Here is a 22,837-nt window from a genome sequence, read left to right as displayed (position 1 = left end):
TTACACTTCTGTCGCATCCTGCTCTTCCTTGGATTCAGGCAGGACAAGGTTCAATATGACGCCGACGATAGCCGCCAGCGCCATGCTGGACAGTTCGAATCCGGAGATTTTGATAAATGCGCCGCCGACTCCAATGACGAGGATGACGGATGAAATGATCAGGTTTCGCTTATTTTCCAAATCGATTTTATTGTCAATCAGCATCCGCAGTCCGCTAGAAGCGATGATGCCGAAGAGCAGGAAGGATACACCGCCCATGACAGCAGACGGAACTGAGCTGATCAGCGCCGACACCTTGCCGATAAACCCGAAGCAAAGTGCGATGACGGCCGCTCCTCCGATGACAAACACGCTGAATACCCGTGTGATCGCCAGGACACCGATATTTTCGCCGTACGTTGTTGTCGGCGGTCCGCCCAAGCATGAAGCAAGCATTGTGGCCACACTGTCACCGAAGATGGAGCGGTGAAGCCCCGGCTTGTTGATGAAATCGCGGCCAACCACTTTGCTTAACACCATCTGGTGGCCGATATGTTCCGACATGGTGACGAATGCGACAGGAACCATCGCAAGACCGGTGACAATAGCGGCTATACCCGGCGTATAATCGACAAACGGGAGAACAAAATCAGGAACCGCAAACCATTTGGCATCAGCCACGATTTGAAAGTCGACAATCCCTTGGGTGAGCGCGTACAAGTATCCGCAAATAATTCCGATCAACACCGGGATCAGGCTGAAGAATCCGCGCAAGAAAATGGCACAGATGATGGTCACTGCCAGCGTAAACCCGGCTACGCCAAAGTGTTTGGCGCTGTAGACAAGCGTTTCGGCGTTCGGATTTTCATACATTGCCATATTGACCGCTGTACTCGCCAGTCCGAGTCCGATGACGATGATAACCGGTCCGATGACGACCGGCGGAAGAAGCTTCATCAGCCAGCCCGTTCCCAGCCGCTGAATGAAAAGGGCAATCAATCCGTAGACGATTCCGGCCATAAAGGCCCCGATCATGGCAGCTGCCGGCCCGCCGGCCGCTTTGGCTGCAAGAATCGGCGAGATAAAGGCGAACGATGAACCTAGGTAGGCGGGAATCTGCCCTTTCGTGATCAACAGGTAGGCAAGTGTTCCGAGTCCACTCGTAATCAGCGCCACTCCCGGGCTTAAGCCGACAAGCTTCGGCACAAGGATGGTCGCGCCAAACATGGCGAACAGATGCTGAAGGCTGAAGGATAGCCAATTCAGCGGTTTTGGCACATCTCTTACATCTAAGTTCATATTTTTCATGCTCATAATTTTCCTCCTGATGTTCGATTCGTAATCTATGATGTCTTCTTATGTTGTCAAGATAACGCCATAAAAAAAGCCTCTTTGCATATGTGCGCAAAGAGGCAGACAAAAACCGTCACTGCTGGCGGTGACTTTAAGTTAGTGTCTAGATCCCTCTTTGCAAACTCACTGGAATGCATTTAAAAAAGGATATATCATTTATTTTTTGTAGATTGCGGCAAGGTCGCGCCCGTCCACTTCCTGAAGCTCAACCATAACCTTTTCGGCTTTTGATGTCGGAATGTTTTTCCCGATAAAGTCAGCCCTGATCGGAAGCTCTCTGTGGCCTCTGTCAACCAGTACAGCAAGCTGAATCGCAGATGGACGTCCGACATCGACGAGGGCATCCATCGCCGCTCTGACCGTCCGTCCTGTGAAAAGCACATCATCCACGAGTATGACTTTTTGGTCATTAATGTCAACCGGGATGTCCGCGCCTTTGACAAGCGGTTCTTCATTGGACGTTTTTTTGGACAAATCGTCTCTGTACAGCGTAATATCGAGTTCTCCCACCGTCACGCTGTTTCCTTCAATTTGTTCGATCCGTTCGGCGAGTCGTTTGGCCAAGTAGATGCCTCGCGTCTTGATGCCGACAAGGATACAGTTGTTCATTCCTTTGTTTCGCTCGATCATTTCGTGGGCGATTCTTGTCAGCGCCCTTCTGATCGCCTGTTCGTCAAGTACAACAGCCTTTTCTTGTTCGTGCATGGCTTAAAGCACCCCGTCTCTTTCTAAGGATAAAACAAGAACCCCTTCCGCTAAAAGGCAGAGAGGGGTTCTGTAAGCGAATGGTATCATTCACTTGTCCGCTATCCTTCTCAGCCTCTCTGGACTGTGTTAAAGAATCTGATGTAACTGCATTTATTATTTCAAAAAAGAAACCGCATGTCAATGATTATTTCGAAGATTGTCGATGAGCGTTTTCATATCTTCAGGCAATGGAGCCGCAAATTCGATATATTCCCCTGTGCGCGGATGATCAAATCCCAACACTCCGGCATGAAGCGCCTGGCCGTTGAAATCGATCGTTTTTTTCGGACCGTATTTAGGATCCCCGGCCAGAGGAAAACCGATGTATTTCATATGAACGCGAATTTGATGGGTCCTCCCGGTTTCCAGACGGCACTCAACAACGGAAAAATGATCGAACCGTTCTTTCACTTCAAAGTGAGTGACGGCGTGCTTGCCGTTTTCTCTTGTAACCGTCATGCTTTGCCTGTCCTTTTTATCCCGGCCGATCGGTGCATCGATTGTCCCGTGGTCATGCGGGATGACACCATGGACAAGCGCCGTGTATTTTCTCGTCACCGTTTTATCGACGAGCTGGTTGACAAGCGATTCATGAGCCAGATCGTTTTTGGCAACCATCAGCAGGCCTGAGGTGTCTTTATCGATGCGGTGGACGATCCCGGGACGCATGACACCGTTGATGCCGGACAAATCATTGCAGTGCGCCATCAAGCCGTTGACAAGCGTTCCCGTCAGATGGCCGGGAGCAGGGTGGACTACCATTCCGCGCGGTTTATTGACGACAAGGACATCCTGATCCTCATAATAAATATCCAGATCCATCGGTTCCGGTTCGACATCGAGCGGCTCCGGTTCAGGAACATCGACTTTCACAACATCTCCCGGCTGCACTTTGTGATTGGCTTTGACAGCCTTTTCGTTTACCTGTACGCGTTCTTCCTTGATCCATTGCTGTACTTGAGTCCGCGACCAGTCTGATTCGACCGCGGTCAAGTATTTATCAATCCGTTCACTTTTATGGGCTTCCGGAACGGTCATTTCATATTGCTCCATGTTACAGCTCCTTCTTCTTCTTTCCGTCTAGCAGCATTTGCACAAATAAAAGCAGGACGCCGATGCATAATGATGAATCAGCGATGTTGAAAATCGGGTAATGATAGTTGACGATCGTGACATGAATAAAGTCGACAACCTCTTGTCTGGCGGCTCGGTCGATAAAATTGCCGACAGCCCCGCCAAGCATCAGGCCGAGTGCGGTCCCGAGCAGCATTTGCCCTTTTGCATGCTTTTGGATGTAGTAGACAAGACCGATGATGACGACCGTTGTGATGATGTAAAAAAACCACATCTGCCCTTCAAGAATGCCCCAGGCAGCGCCTGTATTCCGGTGGGAGGTGATCTGAAAGAAGCCGTCGATGACAGGGATGCTTTCTCCGTATTCCATCCTGCTGACGACAAGCCATTTTGTAAATTGGTCGATACCGATGATTATCAGTGCAATTATGTAATAAGGCACACACTGTTCCTCCAGTTTCTGTTTCTCTTCATTTAAGCATTTTACCAAGAAAAAGAATCGGAGTAAAGGAATATTCATTGACATCCTTAAAGAGGAAAGCGAAGCTTCCCCCTTTAAGGCATTTAAGAAAACAGTGCTTGACTGTAGGTTTCATCTGTTTCGGCCCAAATGGGCAGCGTCTTTTTCTCAAACTGAATGTGGTACAAAAAATCGTTCGCCGTTCTCGCAGTCGGCAGAACAGCAAGTTTTGCAAGCGGAATCGCCTGACCCGTTTCTTCACAGATCCCGTATGTTCCGTTTTCTATTTTGGAAAGGGCCAAAAGCACATCCTGCAGTTCTTCTTTTACATGGTACATCAAAGTTGCCTGCTGATATGAATTGATTGTCGGTGAATCTTGTTGAAAAAAGGAATACTCAAATAATCTTGACTCCAGTTCCTCCTTCATTTGAAGAAGCTCTGTATGGATGTTCGCCAGCTGGTCATTCACTCCTGAATCAACTCCTGCTTTTAGCGTTGTGCCTTTAGTGTTACCGACAATTTCGATCTCCAAGCCCATAAGATTTTTCCTGACGTACAAAACGATGTCAGTTCCTGAAAAAAGCTGTTTTTTAAGTAAAAAAACAGCGGCTCGGAAAACCGAACCGCTGTTGCGTTCATTTTAATAATATGTTTTGACAATCCCTGCGCAGCGAGGGCAAAGTTCAGGGTGGTCAGGATCCTGGCCGATTTCTTTTGAGACCATGCGGCATCGTTCACAAGTCTCTCCGTCCGCTTGGGCGACGACGATTTTTCCTGTTTCAAACGATTGCGCCTCTTCCGGAGCTTCCGCTTCAGTTCCGCCGATTGCGAACTCGGAAACGATGAAGAGCTGTTTGACATCCTCATTGATGGAAGCTAATAATGCCTTGGATTGTTCGTTCGGATAAAGCGTCAGGCTCGCAACGGAAGATTTTCCGATGATCTTATCATTACGGGCGTTTTCCAGCGCTTTTAAGACATCATCGCGGAGCGTCATGAAACGGTCGAATTTCTCTTCCGTCTCTTTTGCGTTCGGAATGTCCTTCGTCTCCGGCATATCGCTGAGCTGGACGCTTTGTTCCGATACGAATGTAAAGTGGCTCCACATTTCATCTGCTGTATGCGGCAGGATCGGCGCGATCAGCTTGACGAGGGCGAGCAGCGTTTCGTAAAAAACAGTCTGCATGCTGCGGCGGTCTTTGTGATCAGCATGTTCAATATAGACGACGTCTTTTGCGAAATCCATATAGAACGAGCTGAGTTCGATTGCACAGAAGTTATGAACCGCATGATAAATTACCGCAAAATCATATTCTTCATACGCTTTTTTCACTTTTTCAATCAGGTTGTTCAGCTTGATCAAAATATATTGATCCACTTCACGAAGATCGTTTGCAGAGACAGCATCTTTCGCCGGGTCAAAATCGCTGATATTTCCGTGAAGGAAACGGAACGTGTTGCGGATTTTCCGATATACTTCTGCGACCTGTTTTAAAATCGCGTCAGATACGCGGACGTCCGCTTGATAATCGACAGATGCAACCCACAGCCTGAGAATATCGGCGCCAAACTGGTTCATGATTTTTGCCGGTACGACGACATTGCCGAGCGATTTGCTCATTTTCCGGCCTTCGCCGTCAAGCGCAAAACCGTGTGAAAGGACGCCTTTATACGGCGCTTTTCCCGTTACGGCGACAGCCGTTGAAATCGATGAGTTGAACCAGCCGCGATATTGGTCAGACCCTTCAAGATAAAGGTCAGCAGGTCTTACCAAATCATCGCGCTCTTCCAAGACGGCCTGGTGGGATGAACCTGAATCAAACCAGACATCCATGATGTCCTGCTCTTTCGTAAACTTGCCGTTCGGGCTTCCAGGATGTGTAAAGCCTTCAGGAAGCAGCTCATTCGCTTCTTTTTCAAACCAGATGTTTGATCCGTGCTCCCTGAACAAAGCGGAGACGTGTTCAATCGTTTCATCGGTGATAATCGGTTCACCGTTTTCCGCATAAAATACCGGAATCGGCACGCCCCATGCCCGCTGTCTTGAAATACACCAGTCGCCGCGGTCGCGAATCATGTTGTAAAGGCGGGTTTCACCCCATTCAGGCACCCACTTCGTTTCTTTAACAGCCTCAAGCAGCTCGTTTCTGAAATCTTTGATGGAAGCGAACCACTGAGCAGTCGCGCGGAAAATCGTCGGCTTTTTCGTTCTCCAGTCGTGCGGATAAGAGTGGGTGATAAAATCCAGCTTCATGAGCGCGCCTTTTTCTTCAAGCTTTTCGGTAATCGGTTTGTTGGCCTGATCGTAAAACAGTCCTTCAAATCCAGGCGCTTCGCTTGTCATATTCCCTTTTTCATCAACTGGGCAAAGGACATCAAGCCCGTATTTCTGGCCGATGATAAAGTCGTCTTCACCGTGTCCCGGTGCTGTATGAACACAGCCTGTGCCCGCGTCTGTTGTGACGTGTTCGCCGAGCATCACAAGCGAATCTCTGCCGTATAAAGGATGAGCGGCCACGATGTGCTCCAAGTCTTTTCCTTTAACCGTTTGAACGATTTCATGATCTTCAAATCCGATCGCTTTTGCTACGCTTTCCACCAATGCGCTGGCGATCACATAGCGTGAGCCTCCCGCAGCAACGACGCTGTATTCCAGCTCAGGATGTACCGCGATTCCAAGGTTCGCCGGGATCGTCCATGGCGTTGTCGTCCAGATGATGAATTTTTCGCCGTTTGTTAAAACCCCTTTGCCATCCTTCACATCAAACGCGACATAAATGGATGGTGAGCGCTTGTCATGATACTCGATCTCCGCTTCCGCTAAAGCCGATTCGCTCGAAGGAGACCAGTACACAGGCTTCAGCCCTTTGTAGATATAGCCTTTTTTTGCCATCTCGCCAAACACTTTGATTTGCTGTGCTTCAAACTCAGGCTTCAGCGTGACATATGGATTTTCCCAATCTCCTCTGACGCCCAGGCGTTTAAACTGCTCCTTTTGGCCTTCGATCTGCTGCCATGCATATTCCTCGCAAAGCTTGCGGAATTCGGCGACCGTCATTTCTTTGCGTTTGACTTTTTTATTTTTTGTCAGCGCCGTTTCAATCGGCAGTCCGTGAGTATCCCAGCCAGGTACATACGGCGCGTGGTAGCCGCTCATTGATCTTGAACGGACGATGAAGTCTTTTAAAATTTTGTTCAGCGCATGACCCATATGGATGTCGCCGTTTGCATATGGCGGCCCATCGTGCAATACGAACATCGGCCTGCCCGCCGTCCGTTCCTGCACAAGGCTGTAGATATCCATGTCCTCCCATTTCCCCTGAATTTCCGGCTCCCGTTTCGGCAGGTTTCCTCTCATTGGAAAATCCGTTTTCGGCATTAAGAGCGTGTCTTTGTAATCCATTATCATTCCTCCAAAACATCTTTTCTAAAACAAAAAAAGCCTCTTCATCCCATAAGGGACGAGAAGGCTTTGATCTCGCGGTACCACCCTTTTAGATAAGCTGCAGCTTATCCGCTCAAACATCGTAACGTGATGGGACGTCCTTTCCTACTGCGCGGTTCAGAAAGGAAACTTAAGGGCTGATCCACATGAATCCCAACAATCCCGGGCTCACACCGCCCCCGGGTCGCTTCGATTGCTGATTTAGGAATTATGTCGGTCCCTCTCAAACGTTTTTCACTCGATTTTATGAACGTATTATATGCGAACGCATGACAACATGTCAAGAATGAATGAAAAATCTATTCTTTTTCATCCATGACCGCGTCGACTTCGTATTCAAGCAGATGATCCCAATCGTCATTCTTCAGCAGGTCAAGCTGTGCTTCAATCAGCATTTGGAATCGGGTTCTGAACACTTTTGATTGCTTTTTGAGCTCTTCGATTTCCATCGCGATTTTTCTTGATTTAGAGAGCGATTCGTTAATAATCCGGTCCGCGTTTTTTTCAGCCTCGCGGATGATGAGCTTCGCTTCTTTCTCCGAATTGCGCTTTACGTCCTCCGCCGCTTCCTGTGCGACAAGAATCGATTTATTCAATGTTTCTTCAATCGTTGAGAAATGGCCGAGACGCTCGTCCAGCTCATTCACCTTTGCTTCAAGCTCGCTTTTTTTGCGCAGCACGATCTCATAATCTTTTCTCACCTGGGCCAGAAATTCGTTTACTTCATCTTCATCATAGCCGCGGAACGCTTTCGTAAATGTTTTATTATGAATATCATTTGGCGTCAAAGGCATGCTGCCCACCTCCATTATTTTCTTTATGTACAATTGTCCTTGTTCACATTATAAAGCAAAATTCGACCGGACGGAGAAAAAACTGTGAAATTGGCTTATTTTTGCAGTTCAAACGACAATCTCCATTTGCCCTTTTTCGTTTTGCCGTCAATGTTTTTCAGCCTGAAGCGGCCAAAACCGCGCACGGACAGCATATCCCCTTCGAGAAGTGTATAAGAAGGGTCTTCGATAACCTTCCAATTCACTTTGACGAGTCCGTTTTTAACAAGAACCTGCGCCTTTTGCCGGGATTGTCTGCTCACTGCCGAGCAAACCGCATCAAGCCTTAAAGATGAAACAGTGTCATCCCTTATTTCGACAGCTTGCTCCGGTACTTTAAGTTTTGACAGCGGAATTTTTTCCAGTGATACTTTCACCTTGCCGATTTGCCCAAGTTGGGAAAATACAAAATCAGCGACCTCTTCCGAACAAACAAACTGCCATGTCCCGTCCGCAAAGATCAAGTCACCGAACTTTTGCCGCTTCAGCCCGATCCCCATTAAAGATCCGAGAAGCTCGCGATGTTCGATGGAGGCGAACTTCTGCGGATACAGCACTTCATAGGCCTGAAGCTGAAAATCTTCCGCGGACGGCTCGACGTATTCCGGATAAAAAACGGCCCTTTTCCGTTCGGCTTCAGGAAAGCCGCCGAAAAAGGCGAGCTTCACCTCATCCGACTGGCCGACGAGAGAATTCAAAATCACCTGCTCCCGCGGGTCCAAAAAATCGGTCAGTTTCATCCGATATTGATCGGCCGCTGTTTGTTTCCATTCAAGAGCCTTGTCAATAAACGGCTCCTCATCTTTTCTGAAATGCTGGTAAATATCGCTCATTGTCTATCCTTTCCAAGTAAACAGGCTTGGCTGTAAGCCAAGCCAAAACTTGCCCTAAAACATTTGAAGGCGGCGCTTTGCCGCGTTCTTCGGCAAGCCCTTCCCTCCTTAAAGGGGCGATGTCTTAAAAAGCGCCGAGCATTCTGAAGACCGCGATCAGCCCCATATCTGCGAACCGCAGGACGAAGATCGCCACAATCGGCGAAATGTCAATCATGCCAAGCGGGGGAATGATTCTTCTGAACGGCTCCAGATACGGCTCACACACGGACGCCAAAACCCTGCCGAATGATGTTGCTCTTGCATTCGGCACCCAAGACATAAAAATGTAAATAATCAGCGCAAAGGAATACACGGTTAGAAGCATGCTTAAAACTTTGTAAATATAAAATAGGATCATCTGCGATTTACCACCTCTGATGTTCTTCTTCAATGAGCTCGGAAATTGTGCCGGAGACATCGACGTTTTCAGGCGTGCATAAGAAGATGTCCGCACCGATCCGCTGAATATCGCCGCCGAGGGCATATACCGTTCCGCTTAAGAAATCGACGATTCTTTTCGCCTGATCATGCTGGATGCGCTGCAAGTTGACGACAACCGCGCGGCGGTTTTTGATATGATCGGCGATCTCCTGGGCTTCCGCGTATACACGGGGCTCACTTAACACCACTTTAGAAGATTTCTGCACGCTTTGCAAACTGACAACATTCTGCTTCCCGGCCGCTTTTGACTGGTAGGCGGCTTTGTCTTTCGGCTCGTGCTCTTCAGGGATTTCTTCCCTGTCCGTTTCAATATATTCGTATTCATATTCCTCGTCATCCAAGGAAAAAAAGTTTTTAAACTTGTTTTTAAGACTCATGTTTGTCCACCTCCAGTTTCATTTCCGACTAAGGAAGAACCGATTCTGACGAATGTTGCGCCTTCCTCTACGGCGATTGTAAAGTCGTTTGACATGCCCATTGAAAGCTCATCGCACGGGGCATTCCATTGATCAAGCCGCCGCACCTCGCCTGCGAGCTCTCTCAGCTGGCGGAAACAGCTTCTGATTGCCTCCTCATCATCCGTAAAAGGAGCCATCGTCATTAATCCCGCAATCCGAATGTTTTCGTAGGCAGACAGTTTTTTTACAAAAGGAAGAACTTCTTCTTTTGTCATGCCGTGTTTTGAAGATTCAAGGGAAGTGTTGACCTGAACAAAACAGTCAACCGGCTTTTTCGCCCTCTTTTGAATCTCGTCGGCCAGTGAAAGCCTGTCTAAAGAATGGATATATGAGACATGATCGATAATGGCCTTTACCTTTCTCGTCTGCAAGGTTCCGATAAAATGCCATACCGGTTCGCTGTCTTTCAAAGCATCGAGCTTGTGAAGCAGCCCGGTATCACGGTTTTCACCCAAATGCCTGATTCCCGCATCAAGCGCTTCCTGCGCCCGTTCCGGGGAAACATATTTCGTGACAGCGATGACGGATATTTCATCGGGGGTTCTGCCCGCTTTGATACACCCTTCGTTGATTCTGTCATTTATATGTCGTAAATTGCTTTTTACATCCAACTGTAAGCTATACCTCCTTTAAACCGATGAAGGACATCATCCGTCCCGTCTTTCCCTGATCTCTGCGGTGGGAGAAAAACAGCGAACGCTCGCAGCTCGTACACAGTGAACTGACCTTGATCTGATCATTCGGAATTCCCGCATGAATGAGAAGCTGTCTGTTCACCTCTTTTAATTCAAGACGGTACTCCCCTTCTTTTATCGGCAAAAAAGCTTTGTCTTCTTGCTGAAGAGGAAGGCTTCTGACTTTGTTCATCACATGGTCATCGACAATGTAGCAGCATGATCCGATCGCAGGCCCGATAACCGCCTGGATGTCGCGGGGATTAGATCCTTCCTGTCTGACCCAGGTTTCAATCATTTTGCCGGCGATTCCTTTGACGGTTCCTTTCCATCCGGCGTGAGCAATTCCGACAAGCGAGCGGACCGGATCATAAAAATAAACGGGAACACAGTCCGCAAAACAGAGTGCCAAAAATACATTTGGCTCGTTTGTATAAAGCCCGTCTGTTCCCCGGAGAGCCGTTTCATATTGTAATGCGCCGCTGCCGCGGTGTTCGTGTGTCACTTTTTGAATCCGGTCTTCATGGGTCTGATCGGCAAACACCCAATGATCGAGGTCTGTCTCTAAAATATCGGCAATTTTTTTTCGGTTGTTTGCAACATGCCGCCGATCATCCTGCACGTGCAGTCCTGTATTTAATGTTTGAAAAGGCGGCTTGCTTTCCCCGCCGTTTTTTGTCGTAAATCCGGCTGTAATCGCTCCGCCGTTTTTCGCCGTCCAATCCTCTATCAAAAGCATTGACGGAGCATCAAGACGAAAGGGTTTATATGTACTCATGGTGATCAGCCTTTCGACAAGCATCGTAGTCTTTCATCATATCGCTCCTATTTTAACACATCTTGATGCATTCGTTTAGTTTCGTTTCAAAAAACTAAACGAAATGTATTTTTTGAAACAATATTCACCTTTTTTCTGTTCAGCTTAAACGGACGAGAATGACATCTTCTCCAATTTTGACTATATTTCGCCACGGAATGACGATTTCCTCTTCTTTTCCGAAAAATCCAAAAACTTTACCTGATCCGCCGATGACGATCGCCTGTATTTTACCCGTCGTTACATTTATATCAATATCACCGATGCTGCCCAGTTTCTTGCCGTTTGACACATTGACAACGTCCTTCACCTGGAAATCGGAAATGTTCATCATATAAGCCGCACGCCTCCTCTGATCGTGTATCCTTTAAAATTATATGAAAGGCAGTCTTTCATTTAGACTGCCTTTCCGCCTTTTTATTCCGCTTTTTTGACGCCGATTAAAACATCGAGATCAACCGTGATCGAAGCGGCTTGGTTCCGATTCAAAAAGTCCGCAATCCGATCATCCTTTACGCGCCATGACAAAGGGGTCATCCGGAGCAGCCGGCTGAGCTCCTCCCGGTTCAGGACGCAGCTGTATGAAAGCTCTATCCTGTCTATCAGCGCAAATTGCGCGAGGAAGCGACCGGCCGTATCGTGATTGGAATAAACGGACTTTTCCGACCCAGCATAGAAAGCTTCCCTTAATTCCTGCAGATAGCCGGCCTTTGGCATCACTTTAATCACCATGCCATCGGCAGATATCAGCCTTTTGAACTCCGCATAGTTGGAAGGTGATAAAATGTTCAAAATCACATGAAATGATCGGCGCTGAAAAGGAGCGTTCGCCAAATCAGCGACAAACCAGATTAGTTCGGCATCACGCCTTGCCGCCGTCAAAATCCCCGCTTTTGACAAATCGATTCCAGCTCCGAACACCCTGCCGCCAATCTCGGCTTTAAGATCTTCTGTGATCCTGATCAGATGGGACCCTTCACCACAGCCCGCATCAAGAATCCCGATCGGCTTCTGCCTCAGCGGCAATGCTTGCTTGAGTCGGCTCGTCAGCACTTTATACAAGGGCTCGAAAAATCCGCTGTCAGCTATCATTTTTCGGGCCTCGAACAGCTCTTGATCATATTTTCCGGCCTTTGTATTCGCCGCAACATTCACATATCCTTGTTTGGCTAAATCAAATGTATGATGATTGACACAAGCGAGGCTTTTGAAGCCCGCCACTTTCATGTCCGCAGCGCAGAGCGGGCATTGAAGCACTTTTTCAAACCTCTTCATCAGCACTGCGCTTCTCATCTTGTTATTCATGACAGCACCTCTTTCATTCACAAATGGAGATAAATGAAAAAGGCATAGACAAATAAACCCGCTCCATCAGCGTTTTTAAAACCTGACGGTGTGGATTTGCTTTAAGTTTGCCTATACCTTGCATTTATCTATAGCGAATGAATTGGATGATCATGAAAGAAAAACTCCTTTTATGGGAAATCAATGACATCTTAACATTGAAATGACGTCTTTGGAAGAGAAGTGCGGCGAATGGTCAAGCCGGCCAGACTGTTTTTACACAGCAAAACAGCCGGGCCAAAAATGGGCTAGCCGTTTACACAAACGGGCTTTTTCTTGGACAAGTACGGCCTTCCATCCGTCCAAACGGCTTTGACCGGCATGCCGAAAAAAGCGGAGAGCGTGTCATCTGCCATCATATCCTTCGTTTCCCCCTTGGCAAATACTTCACCCTTCCTTAAGAGAAGCGTCTTTTTAAAGGCCGGGAGAATTTCTTCGGCATGGTGTGTGACATACAGCATGGATGGCGCTTCCTCTTTCTGGGCGATGTGCTCAATTGTTTCAAGCACCTGTTCCCTGGCGATGAAATCGAGGCCTGTGACAGGCTCGTCAAGGATCAACAGTTCCGGATCGGCCATTAAGGCCCTGGAAATCAGGACTTTTTGCTTTTCTCCTTGTGAAAGTGTTTCATATCTTCTGTCGGCATAGCTGATTGATCCGAACTCTTCCAGGAAGGCGATCGCTTTTTCCCTCATATGCTGTGACGGCGTCTCATAAAGGCCGATTGAAGCGAATGCGCCGCTCAGCACAATTTCAAAAGCGCTGTCTTCCGGATAAAATTTTTGCTGCAATGCTGCGGAGACGAGACCGATTTTACGGCGGAGCTTTTCGCCCAGCTCCGTTTTTCCAAACTCATGACCCAGCACATTCACTCTCCCGGTTGTCGGAAAATAGTAAGCGCACAGCATGTTGAGCAACGCTGTTTTTCCGGCGCCATTTAAGCCGTACAAAGCCCAATGCTCCCCTTTTTTCACCTCCCAGTCAATACATTTAAGTATCTGCTGTCCATTTCGTTTTAGTGTCGCTTGTTCAAGCTTCAATGCCATGATCAGAACTCCTTTCACTTATGTAAATATTCAGAAAATATAATTCTTTTATTATAGCTTATTTGAATGGTAAAGTGAATGAGAGATTTTCCATTTTTAACATATAAAAAGCCGCAGACGATTCTGCGGCTTTAATGGATATTCTTATTCATTTGTTTAATTGCGGCTTTTTCCAGCCGTGATACTTGAGCTTGGGAGATCCCGATCTCATCGGCGACTTCCATTTGCGTCTTGCCTTGAAAAAAGCGTTTTCTGAGAATCATTTTTTCCCGTTCATTCAGCCGCCTCATTCCTTCTTTTAAAGCGAGCTCTTCAATCCATTGCGAATCCTTGTTCCGCTCATCGCTGATTTGGTCCATCACATAAATCGGGTCTCCTCCGTCATTGTAGATCGGTTCAAACAGTGAGACTGGATCCTGGATGGCGTCAAGTGCAAAAACGATCTCTTCGTGGGACACTTCAAGCTCTTTCGCGATTTCCTCCGCTGTCGGCTCCCTGCTTGTCTCACTCATAAGACGTTCCCTCACTTGCAGCGCCTTGTATGCGATATCCCTGAGTGACCGCGATACGCGGATCGGATTGTTGTCTCGCAAATATCTGCGGATTTCTCCAATAATCATGGGTACAGCATATGTTGAAAACTTAACATTGTGGCTCAGATCAAAATTATCAATTGATTTCATTAGTCCGATGCAGCCGACTTGGAATAAGTCATCAACATATTCTCCTCTGTTGTTAAACCGTTGAATGACGCTTAAGACAAGGCGCAAATTGCCGTTAACAAGCTGTTCTCTTGCTGAGCGGTCTCCTTCTTCCTGCATTTGCTTGAATAACTTTCTCATCTCTTCATTCTTGAGTACGGGCAGTTTTGATGTATCAACCCCGCAGATTTCGACTTTATTTCTTGACACTTTTTTCCCTCCCTACAGGAGCTGCTGTACAAAGTTCAGTATCTCCTTGGGTGGGAAAAATATGCATCGCTAATTTCCAAAAATAAGAAGTTCGAGGCGAAAACCCTTGTCAGTCAACGCTTCAAATTTCATAAAAAAATTAAACCATTTTGTTGAATTCTTTTCTGAGCCTTTTGATGATTCTTTTTTCAAGCCGTGAAATATAGGACTGCGATATTCCGAGCATATCGGCAACATCTTTCTGTGTTTTTTCTTCTCCCCCGACCAGGCCGAAGCGGAGCTCCATGATTTGTTTTTCTCTGTCATTCAGCTGCTCCAGCGCTTTTTTCAGCAATTTCTTATCGACATTTGCTTCAATATCTTTCGTGATGATGTCATTTTCCGTTCCGAGCACATCTGACAAGAGCAGCTCATTCCCATCCCAGTCGATGTTTAAAGGCTCGTCAAACGATACTTCCGAGCGGATTTTATTGTTCCGTCTTAAATACATTAAAATCTCATTTTCAATACATCTGGAAGCGTATGTAGCCAGCTTGATTTTTTTCTCCGGATTAAAGGTGTTCACCGCTTTAATGAGGCCGATCGTCCCGATGCTGATCAAATCCTCGATGTTGATGCCGGTGTTTTCAAATTTTCTGGCGATGTATACAACAAGTCTCAAATTGCGTTCAATCAAGATGGCCCGCGCAGCCTGATCGCCGTCAGGAAGCTTGTGGAGAAGCACCTGTTCTTCATCTTTCGATAATGGCGGCGGCAACGCCTCACTTCCGCCAATATAATAAATTTCATCGCTTTTTAAACCTAATTTCAGCAAAAGTTTGTACCAGAGATAAGTCAGCCTTAATTTTAGTTTTTTCATCTTCCTCCCCCTTCTAAATAAACATTTTCCGGAGTATGATAATGTAACAGCTCACCAAGTTTAAGAAACGTGTTTGATCGGGTTTCCCGACAGCATTTTCGGATGAACGATCGCATCAAATTCGCCGTCCGCTGACAATGGCGATGTGCTGAGGCCAATCAGGCATTTCGGCGCTTCAATTGCCTCATCTTTCGTAAAAATCAGCACATGATCGGGCTTCAGGCACAGCAAAAACTGATGCTGATGGCCGACGCCTCTGTACGGAATCAGACGGATTCGTCCGATATACGGCAGTGCATCATCAAGAAGGCCGACGGCATCAAGAGGGCTTTTTTCCATGATGACCGCGCTCGCTTCTTCACCCAGCACGCTTTTCAGCTTTTCCATATTGACGATCATGACAGGCATTTTTGAAATGGGATCATACAGCTGGTTTCCCGAATCGATCAATCCATTAAACCGGAGCGTCTGATCTTCCACATCCACTTGAAGCTGAACCCGCTCCTCGTATTGAATCTTTTTCGCCTCGACGTCCTCAAAGCGTTTTTTTGAAAACAGCCAGACGGCAGGAAATCCCGCGCCGACAAACAGCCAGCTGACGGGGTCGCCGAAGCCCGACCAATTTGTCATAAAGACTCCGTTTTTCATAATCGAATCCGTTTCCAGCAAAGAATGCGCGCCGATAATCCCTCCCCCCATTAAAAAAGTGGCAAAATAAAAAGAAAACAAATTTTGCAAAAAAAATCGAAACCGTTTAAAACCAAAAGTGACAAGAATAATCACAACGGAAAAAGAGAGCTTGCCTGCCGGATGAAGAACATATGGCGATAAAGGGGTAAACATCAGCAGGACGATGCTTGAGGCAACCAATGCGCCCAGGAAAAACCGCCGTTTTTTTACCCTTCGCTTTAAAATGAATGCGGTCATCATTAAAAGCAGCAAATCAAAGCAAAAATTTAAAAGCCAAATCACATCTAAATAGATTTCCACATCCGTCCCCCTTTTTTAACGCCCGACTGTTTGTTTCCCTAAGTATAAATCAAGCCCAAAGGTAAAGTCTGTCAATTAATGTTTGTCAAAGGGCACATTTTTTGAGAGATTCATACTGAATTTGTCGATGGTCTGACGAAAAAAACGCTGCCTCTAAGAGACAGCGCTTTGTACCTTTATTTCAATTTTTCATTGATAAACAATTTGCCTTTCGCCGTTTTTCTTGTTTCATTGCCGTAATCATCGCGGACGATCACCTCGATTTCCGCTCCTTTCGCTTTCGCGGTGGAAGTCGCGGTCCAATACCCTTCATATTTACCTTTTGACACTTCTCTGATCGGCAGTTCTGTCACGTTTTGCGAAGCCGTTTTAAAATTGGTCAAAGGCATTCTGATGACAAAGACGGCATCCAAATCAGCGTCGCTTTCAAACTCGATTTTCACGGTTTCCCCTGTTTTGAGCTCCAGATCCTCAGCCGGTTTGAGGCCGGAGATTTGCGGCGCTTCAAAATTGACATCAACCGTGACTTTTTTCGTCCGTTTATTGCCGGCCTCGTCAGCCGCTGTCACTTTGATTTCGTTTTTTCCGTTATCAAGCATAATCCGGGCCGAATATTCACCATTGTCAACGGCTGCTTTTTTTCCGTTCACTTTCACCGATTTCAAGTGGTCGTCTGAGACCGTGCCTTTGACTGTGACAGTCTCTTTATTAAGCTTTGAACCGTCTTCCGGCGTATCAATGGAAAGCTTCGGCTTTTCCTGATCAAGGACAATTCGGACCGGATCAGAAACATCCGTTGTCCCTGAATCTGTGGATGCTTTAGCGGTGATGACATTTTCCCCTTTATTTAATTGAATTTCTTTTGAAAATGTGCCGTCCTTTCCGGTTTTGACGGTGCCGATTTCTTCCCCGCCGTTAAAAAGATGGACGGTTGTTGTCGGAGAAGCCGTCCCTTCGATGACCGTTTTCTCTTGGTTGGTGATGAGTCCGTCTTTTGGCGATGTAATCACAGGTGTTGACACTTCGTAGTCGACCAAGGCGCGGATCATGAAGTTTCCTTGGTCTGAAGGCGTTTTTGACCAGGAGCCGTCCGTATACTGCCAGCTGCGTCCGGCATATTCTCCGTCCTCATCGGCCGCAAGAGCCGGGGAGTGGTCCATATCACTCGTTTGGACGTATACAAGATAAAAATCTTTTCCGACCATGATGCCTTCATCGCCGAGATCAATCTTCGTCCATTCACCGTTGCGGAGGGCTTCCCCTTTGAACGGACCGGCGATTTTTTTGCCTGGAGCCCCTTTGTCTCCCGAGGCGTCATAGACTTCAACTTCAAAATCGGTGCCGCCCGGATCAGGAAAATCCTCACCCCAGAACTTGAATAATCCGCCGTTCAGCATCGCCTTTTCCTGGCCGTTTTCCAGCGACATTTTCACAGCCAGCCCGTTGCCCGCTTCATAAAACGCCCATGCGTTTTCACCGGTTCCGTCATCATAGCCGATTTCACCCGGATAGCCGATGAAAGGTTCAAGTTCAATATCCTTTGAGACATCGCCTTTTAAATCAACCGTAAATTCACTGCTGTAATACCCGCTGGCTGCGACCTTTACGGTGTACGAATTTTCATAGGCTGTAATCGAATAGCGGCCGTTTTCATCTGTTTTGACAGGCTCTACGGCAGCATCTTCAAACAAATAGAGCTTCGCATTCCGTACAGGCTCTCCGGTTTTTTTATTTTTGACGGTTCCCGAAAGCGTGCCTTTTTTCAATTCTTTCAAAACAAAGTCGGCGGACGTTGTTTTGTCTGCTTCGATGGTGACACTTTGCGCGCTTGATTCATAACCGTAGGCTTCGGCTTTCATCGTGTAGGTTCCCGGTAAATGGGACAAGCTGTATGCCCCCGTTGCCGCGCTTGAATAAGTCGATTTTCCTGTTTCAAGAACGCTCACCTGCGCCCTGAGCGGCAGAACGGCCGGGGATGCCTTGCCGCGCTCTCTGTTTGCTTGTGCAGCATTTGCCGGTTTCGCTTTTTTAGGGTCGATCATTTGTTTTTTCGTATGTTTGGCTTTCATTTTTCCCTTGCGTTTTTCAACACTGAAATGCTTTTTCTTGGCCGCGCTCTCGGACTGCTTCACAAGCTCCACATCGTCGATATAAAGCCCGTCTCCTCCTATGCTGTCGTCGGATTGAAGGTTAAACATGATCTTAATCTTTTGTCCTTCATATGCCGATAAATCAATTTCACCATCCATCCACTCTGAAGTCGTGCCGGTGTATTGGGCGGCCTGCACCCAATCGCTTTTCCCTTCAGGCTGGATATAGACAAAACCATAGTCAAAATCTTCCTCAATGTCATGCCAATATTTGAACTTCAAGAAAAGCTTTTCGTCTTTTGGAACCTGTACTGTCGGCATCAGAAGATTCATGTTGGCCGACTCCTCGTATGGCCCTGTCAAATTCGTGCCGTAAACCTGTTTACCTGATGCGGCAGATTGCGGCCCTGACTGTGGTGTTCCCTGCTGCCATGAATTTTTTGTACCAGAGCTTGTCCAGCCGCTGGCATGAGTTTCGAAATCTTGCTTGTAGCCTGTGGTGACGGCAGGGGAAATCGGCACTTCATACACTTTGGATTCCGTGGTGTTGCCGCCGTAGTCTGTCACAATCCACTGATAAAAAAGGACTTTGCCGTCTAAAGTCGGAATGACCGCTTCATATGTTCCTTTTTTGTAGTCGCCCCCGGTCAGCTTGGCCGTGATCGTCTGCCAATCGCCATCATCCGTTTTATACTTCAGCTTGACGGATACAACGCTGATGTCGTCTTCTGCTTCAGCTGTGAACGGAATGTTAGTGCCTGCAAACACATCTGTTTTTTCTTCATCTTTTAAAACCGGCGGTGTTTGATCTTCTCCTTCTTTGCCGACCCGTCCTTCTGCTTTGCCCAATCCGCCGCTGACGGCTGCAACAGCATCAAACGCATTGACGAGCCCGTGGCCGTAACCGTTATTTGGTGATTCGGAAAAGGTGCTGTCTGTAAGCGGTATGGCCGTATCGGTTAAAATCTTTTCGATCTCGTCGACAGAAAGCGAGGCATCCGCTTGCTTGATCAGAGCCGCAACCGCTGAGACATGCGGTCCCGCCATGGAAGTGCCGTCCCAGCCGTCCTGATACCCGCTTCCCGGCACAGACGAGCGAATGTTGACACCGGGCGCAGAGATTTCAGGCTTTGTCTCATCATAAGGAGACGGGCCTTGAAGCGAAAAATCTGCCAATTGTTGATTGATATCGGTCGCACCGGTTGCAAATGCTTCCGGGTAATTTGCCGGATTGGCGATTGAACCTGGTCCCCCCGGGTTAGTGAAATCAACATTGCCCGCCGAAAATTCCGGAAAGATATCGGCAGCGCGCCAGGCCTTCACCATGTCCCTGTACCACTCATCAAGACCCGCACCACCTGACCAGGAATTGTTGACAACATCTGGTGCCATTTCAGGGTGAGGATTTCCGTCCTTATCTTTCGGCGCCAATATCCATTCTCCCGCAGCGAGAAGATCTTGATCTGTTCCGCCGTCTTCAGAAAACGCTTTAACTGCGATCCACTTCGCACCCGGGGCCACACCGATTTGGTTTTGACCGTCAGGCTCCGAGCCGACCATCGTGCCTGTCACATGTGTCCCATGCTCTAAGTCATCATATGGCGCGGATTCGCCGGATACAGCGTCAAACCAGTTCATTTCATGATCGGGGTTGTCCGGATCTTCAGGATCATATCCGCGGTATTTTTCTTTTAAAGCCGGGTGATCCCACTGTACGCCGGAATCAATCGATGCCACAACGGTCCCGGTTCCGTCGTATCCCAGTTCCCACGCTTTCGGGGCCTCGATCTGGTCAATGTTCCATTCCACACCGTTTTGAGCCTTGAGAGAGGTGTGCTTGCCCGATTGTTTAGCCGGTTTAATCAGCTGCCTTTTTTCATTCGGGAGCACTTTTTCAACCTCCGGAAAAGCCGCAACCTGTTCCATGACATCTTTTGTCGCATGGACGGCCATGCCGTTTACGATGTAAAATGAGCGGATGTCTTCGGCATTTCCCTTCTTCGCTTGCTTTCTCAAATAGGTTTTCAGCTGGCTTTGCGTTTCATCGGCTTTGATTCTTAATGACGATACAACAGCCGAACGCTTTTGATACTCGGTCTTGGCGGAGCTGAGCGATTTCGCTTTCGCCTTTTTTTCCGCTTGTTTTGCTACCTTTTGCGTATCAACCTGATCTTTCAATTTAATCAAAAAGGTGACTTTATCTTCTTTTTTGAAGCGTTTGACAAGCGTTTTCGAGATTTTCCCCTTGGCGGAAACCTGCTGTTTCACTTGTTCTTTCACAGACGTGAGCGCGGGCTTTTGTGCCAGTCCGGAAGAAGCGGGCATGAACATCGAACCGATTAATAGTCCGCTTAAAAGTGTACTGAACGCCTTTCTTTTCAGCTTGCTTTTCAAATCAATTCCCCCTTTTTTCTTGAAATGGCTTCTTTTCATCCGTCCCCCTTTCATCTCTAAATCTTGTCTGACTCTAGTTGTCTTTTAAATATAGTAAAAATTGGTTGAGATTTTTGTCGTTATTTGTCAAGAAAATGTTTAAAATCAGTTAAAAAAAGGCAAAACCTTTATCGGTTTTGCCTTTTTTCTTGTTTATTTTGATTTTTAGTTGTTACTTTTAAATATAAGTTAAAAGTTGGTTGAGTATTTTTGTTCGTTTATTTGTACAAAGAAAATTAGTTTAAAATCAAGTTAAAAAAAGGACTAAAACCTTTATTCGGTTTGCCTTTTTTCTTGTTTATTTTGATTTTTTCGCTTCATTGAACGCTTTTAAAGCATTGACAAGGCCGTATCCATAACCGTTGTTCGGCGATTTTGTGAACGTTTTGTCGGACAGAGGGGTCGCCGTCTTCAGCAGAATGCGTTCGATTTCATCGACTGAGATATTTGGATTCACTTCTCTCATCAAAGCAACGATGCCGGAAATATGCGGGGTCGCCATTGATGTGCCGTCCATTATTGCATATCTGTGTCCCGGATAAGCGGAGCGGATGCTGACACCTGGAGCCGAAAGATCAGGCTTGATTTCATCATATGGCGAAGGACCTTGCAGTGAAAAGTCAGCCAGTGAATTCTCGCTGTCAACCGCACCGATCGCGAATGACTCCGGATAATTGGAAGGATTCTCAACAGAGCCCGGTCCGCCGGGTTCAAATTCACTTACATTTCCCGCCGCAAACGAAGGAAAGATGTCTGCAGCACGCCATGCCTTGACCATATCGCGATACCATTCATTAAGACCTCGTTCACCCGCCCAGGAATTGTTGACGACATCAGGAGCCTTTTCAGGGTGGGCTTTTCCTTTCGCATCTGTCGGCGCCAATATCCATTCCCCCGCGGCCAAAAGGTCCTTTTCACTACCGCCGTCCTCTGAAAAAGCTTTAACGGCGATCCATTTTGCTGTAGGAGCGACACCGATCTCGTTTTTGCCGCCCGCTTCAGAGCCGACCATCGTGCCTGTGACGTGTGTGCCGTGGCCCAGGTCATCGTAAGGCGTTTTCTTGCTCTTGCTTGTGGCATCAAACCAGTTATATTGATTGTTGGGACTGTTTGGCTTGTCAGGGTTATATCCGCGGTACTTCGTTTTCAGCGCCGGGTGATCCCACTCAACACCGGTGTCAATTGATGCCACGACAGCTCCTTTGCCTTTATAATGTTTTTTCCAGACATCCGGCGCATGTACTTGGCGAATGTTGGATGCGGGATGAGCAGCACTTGATTTTGTTGAATCAATTGTCGCTTTTTCCGTTTCACTCAGCTTGATCTTTTCGTTCGGCAGCACTTTTTCCACCTCTGGATAGGACGCTGCTTTTTCCATGACATCTTTAGTGGCCGTTACGGCCATCCCATTGACGATATAAAATGATTCCAATTGTTTCGCATGGCCTTTCTTCTCTTCTTTTTCCAAAAAGGCTTTCAGATTCTTTTGTGTTCGCTCGGCCTTTGTCCGCAATGAGGTCAAAACGGCTGAACGCTTGAGCTCTTTGACCCTTTTGACCGTCATGACGCTCAGCTTTGCCCTTTTCTCAGCGGCTTCCGCTGTTTGCTGAGGATTGGCTTGATCTTTCATTTTAATTAAAAAGGTGACTTTGTCTTCTTTTGCAAAGCTTTTGTAAAGAGCAGCCGCTATTTTGTTTTGCGTGTCAGCCTTTGCTTTTGTTCCGGATTCTGCATGGACAGCCCCCGGAGTGAGCAGCGAGCCGATGAGTGCTGCACATATGACTGTACGGAATAATGGCTTTTTCTTCAAATGACATCCTCCTTACACATGAAGCCGTTCTGTGACGCTTCTTGCATTTTTTTGTCTGGAAAAAGAAGATATTTATACTGTAAAAGAAAAAACCTATAGATTTTGTCGTTTTTTGTCATTCTTTCTGTATTGTTTTGTAAATTCGTTCTTTTGATGGATCAGCTGTTTTCATGTGTAGTTCGTGCGGATCTCAGACC

The 22,837-nt window shown here is 47.1% G+C and carries 20 protein-coding genes and 1 other annotated feature; all 20 genes read right to left on the bottom strand.

The window, feature by feature from the left end; genetic code table 11:
• Complete coding sequence (pyrP, locus tag M654_RS10700; protein WP_026586896.1) at positions 1–1,293, bottom strand: uracil permease PyrP; 1,293 nt, start codon at positions 1,291–1,293, stop codon at positions 1–3.
• A gap of 195 nt (positions 1,294–1,488) precedes the next feature.
• A complete protein-coding gene (gene pyrR / locus M654_RS10695; RefSeq protein ID WP_026586895.1) occupies positions 1,489–2,037 on the bottom strand; it encodes a bifunctional pyr operon transcriptional regulator/uracil phosphoribosyltransferase PyrR in 549 nt (182 codons plus the stop codon).
• Between the two features lie 180 nt (positions 2,038–2,217).
• Positions 2,218–3,132, bottom strand: a complete 915-nt coding sequence (locus M654_RS10690) for an RluA family pseudouridine synthase (RefSeq protein WP_026586894.1) — start codon at positions 3,130–3,132, stop codon at positions 2,218–2,220.
• A 1-nt stretch (position 3,133) separates the two neighbouring features.
• A complete protein-coding gene (gene lspA, locus M654_RS10685) occupies positions 3,134–3,673 on the bottom strand; it encodes a signal peptidase II (RefSeq protein ID WP_256860416.1) in 540 nt (179 codons plus the stop codon).
• A 44-nt stretch (positions 3,674–3,717) separates the two neighbouring features.
• A complete protein-coding gene (locus M654_RS10680; protein ID WP_026586892.1) occupies positions 3,718–4,083 on the bottom strand; it encodes a TraR/DksA family transcriptional regulator in 366 nt (121 codons plus the stop codon).
• Between the two features lie 171 nt (positions 4,084–4,254).
• Complete coding sequence (gene ileS, locus M654_RS10675) at positions 4,255–7,017, bottom strand: isoleucine--tRNA ligase (RefSeq protein WP_026586891.1); 2,763 nt, start codon at positions 7,015–7,017, stop codon at positions 4,255–4,257.
• Positions 7,018–7,068: 51 nt separating this feature from the next.
• Positions 7,069–7,296 (bottom strand) — a binding site (T-box leader).
• A 62-nt stretch (positions 7,297–7,358) separates the two neighbouring features.
• Complete coding sequence (divIVA, locus tag M654_RS10670) at positions 7,359–7,853, bottom strand: septum site-determining protein DivIVA (RefSeq protein ID WP_026586890.1); 495 nt, start codon at positions 7,851–7,853, stop codon at positions 7,359–7,361.
• 95 nt (positions 7,854–7,948) lie between these two features.
• A complete protein-coding gene (locus tag M654_RS10665; RefSeq protein WP_026586889.1) occupies positions 7,949–8,725 on the bottom strand; it encodes a YlmH family RNA-binding protein in 777 nt (258 codons plus the stop codon).
• 124 nt (positions 8,726–8,849) lie between these two features.
• Complete coding sequence (locus M654_RS10660; protein ID WP_026586888.1) at positions 8,850–9,125, bottom strand: YggT family protein; 276 nt, start codon at positions 9,123–9,125, stop codon at positions 8,850–8,852.
• A 7-nt stretch (positions 9,126–9,132) separates the two neighbouring features.
• Complete coding sequence (gene sepF, locus M654_RS10655) at positions 9,133–9,585, bottom strand: cell division protein SepF (protein ID WP_026586887.1); 453 nt, start codon at positions 9,583–9,585, stop codon at positions 9,133–9,135.
• On the bottom strand, positions 9,582–10,277 hold the full coding sequence (locus M654_RS10650) for a YggS family pyridoxal phosphate-dependent enzyme (RefSeq protein ID WP_026586886.1): 696 nt from the start codon (positions 10,275–10,277) through the stop codon (positions 9,582–9,584). The genes sepF and M654_RS10650 overlap by 4 nt, the downstream gene beginning before the upstream one ends.
• Before the next feature lie 7 nt (positions 10,278–10,284).
• Positions 10,285–11,118, bottom strand: coding sequence for a peptidoglycan editing factor PgeF (gene pgeF / locus M654_RS10645; RefSeq protein WP_026586885.1), 834 nt, complete (start codon positions 11,116–11,118; stop codon positions 10,285–10,287).
• A 139-nt stretch (positions 11,119–11,257) separates the two neighbouring features.
• Entirely contained in the window at positions 11,258–11,491 is a 234-nt protein-coding gene (locus M654_RS10640) for a YlmC/YmxH family sporulation protein (RefSeq protein WP_026586884.1), read from the bottom strand.
• Between the two features lie 83 nt (positions 11,492–11,574).
• The gene (locus M654_RS10635) at positions 11,575–12,462 is read right to left on the bottom strand and encodes a putative RNA methyltransferase (RefSeq protein ID WP_026586883.1); all 888 of its coding nucleotides are present in this window, start codon (positions 12,460–12,462) and stop codon (positions 11,575–11,577) included.
• Positions 12,463–12,749: 287 nt separating this feature from the next.
• Entirely contained in the window at positions 12,750–13,547 is a 798-nt protein-coding gene (locus M654_RS10630; protein WP_026586882.1) for an ABC transporter ATP-binding protein, read from the bottom strand.
• A 131-nt stretch (positions 13,548–13,678) separates the two neighbouring features.
• Complete coding sequence (gene sigG / locus M654_RS10625) at positions 13,679–14,458, bottom strand: RNA polymerase sporulation sigma factor SigG (RefSeq protein WP_026586881.1); 780 nt, start codon at positions 14,456–14,458, stop codon at positions 13,679–13,681.
• A 139-nt stretch (positions 14,459–14,597) separates the two neighbouring features.
• Positions 14,598–15,317 (bottom strand): RNA polymerase sporulation sigma factor SigE, encoded by a 720-nt coding sequence (gene sigE, locus M654_RS10620; RefSeq protein ID WP_026586880.1) that lies wholly within the window; start codon positions 15,315–15,317, stop codon positions 14,598–14,600.
• A gap of 60 nt (positions 15,318–15,377) precedes the next feature.
• Positions 15,378–16,307, bottom strand: coding sequence for a sigma-E processing peptidase SpoIIGA (spoIIGA, locus tag M654_RS10615; RefSeq protein WP_026586879.1), 930 nt, complete (start codon positions 16,305–16,307; stop codon positions 15,378–15,380).
• Positions 16,308–16,483: 176 nt separating this feature from the next.
• Entirely contained in the window at positions 16,484–20,791 is a 4,308-nt protein-coding gene (locus M654_RS10610; protein ID WP_026586878.1) for a S8 family peptidase, read from the bottom strand.
• A 337-nt stretch (positions 20,792–21,128) separates the two neighbouring features.
• On the bottom strand, positions 21,129–22,640 hold the full coding sequence (locus tag M654_RS10605; RefSeq protein WP_026586877.1) for a S8 family serine peptidase: 1,512 nt from the start codon (positions 22,638–22,640) through the stop codon (positions 21,129–21,131).
• Between the last annotated feature and the right edge of the window lie 197 nt (positions 22,641–22,837).

This window comes from Bacillus sp. NSP9.1, from assembly GCF_000465465.2.
Lineage (GTDB): Bacteria > Bacillota > Bacilli > Bacillales > Bacillaceae > Bacillus > Bacillus sonorensis_A.
This window is presented reverse-complemented; position numbering and strand designations above follow the sequence as displayed.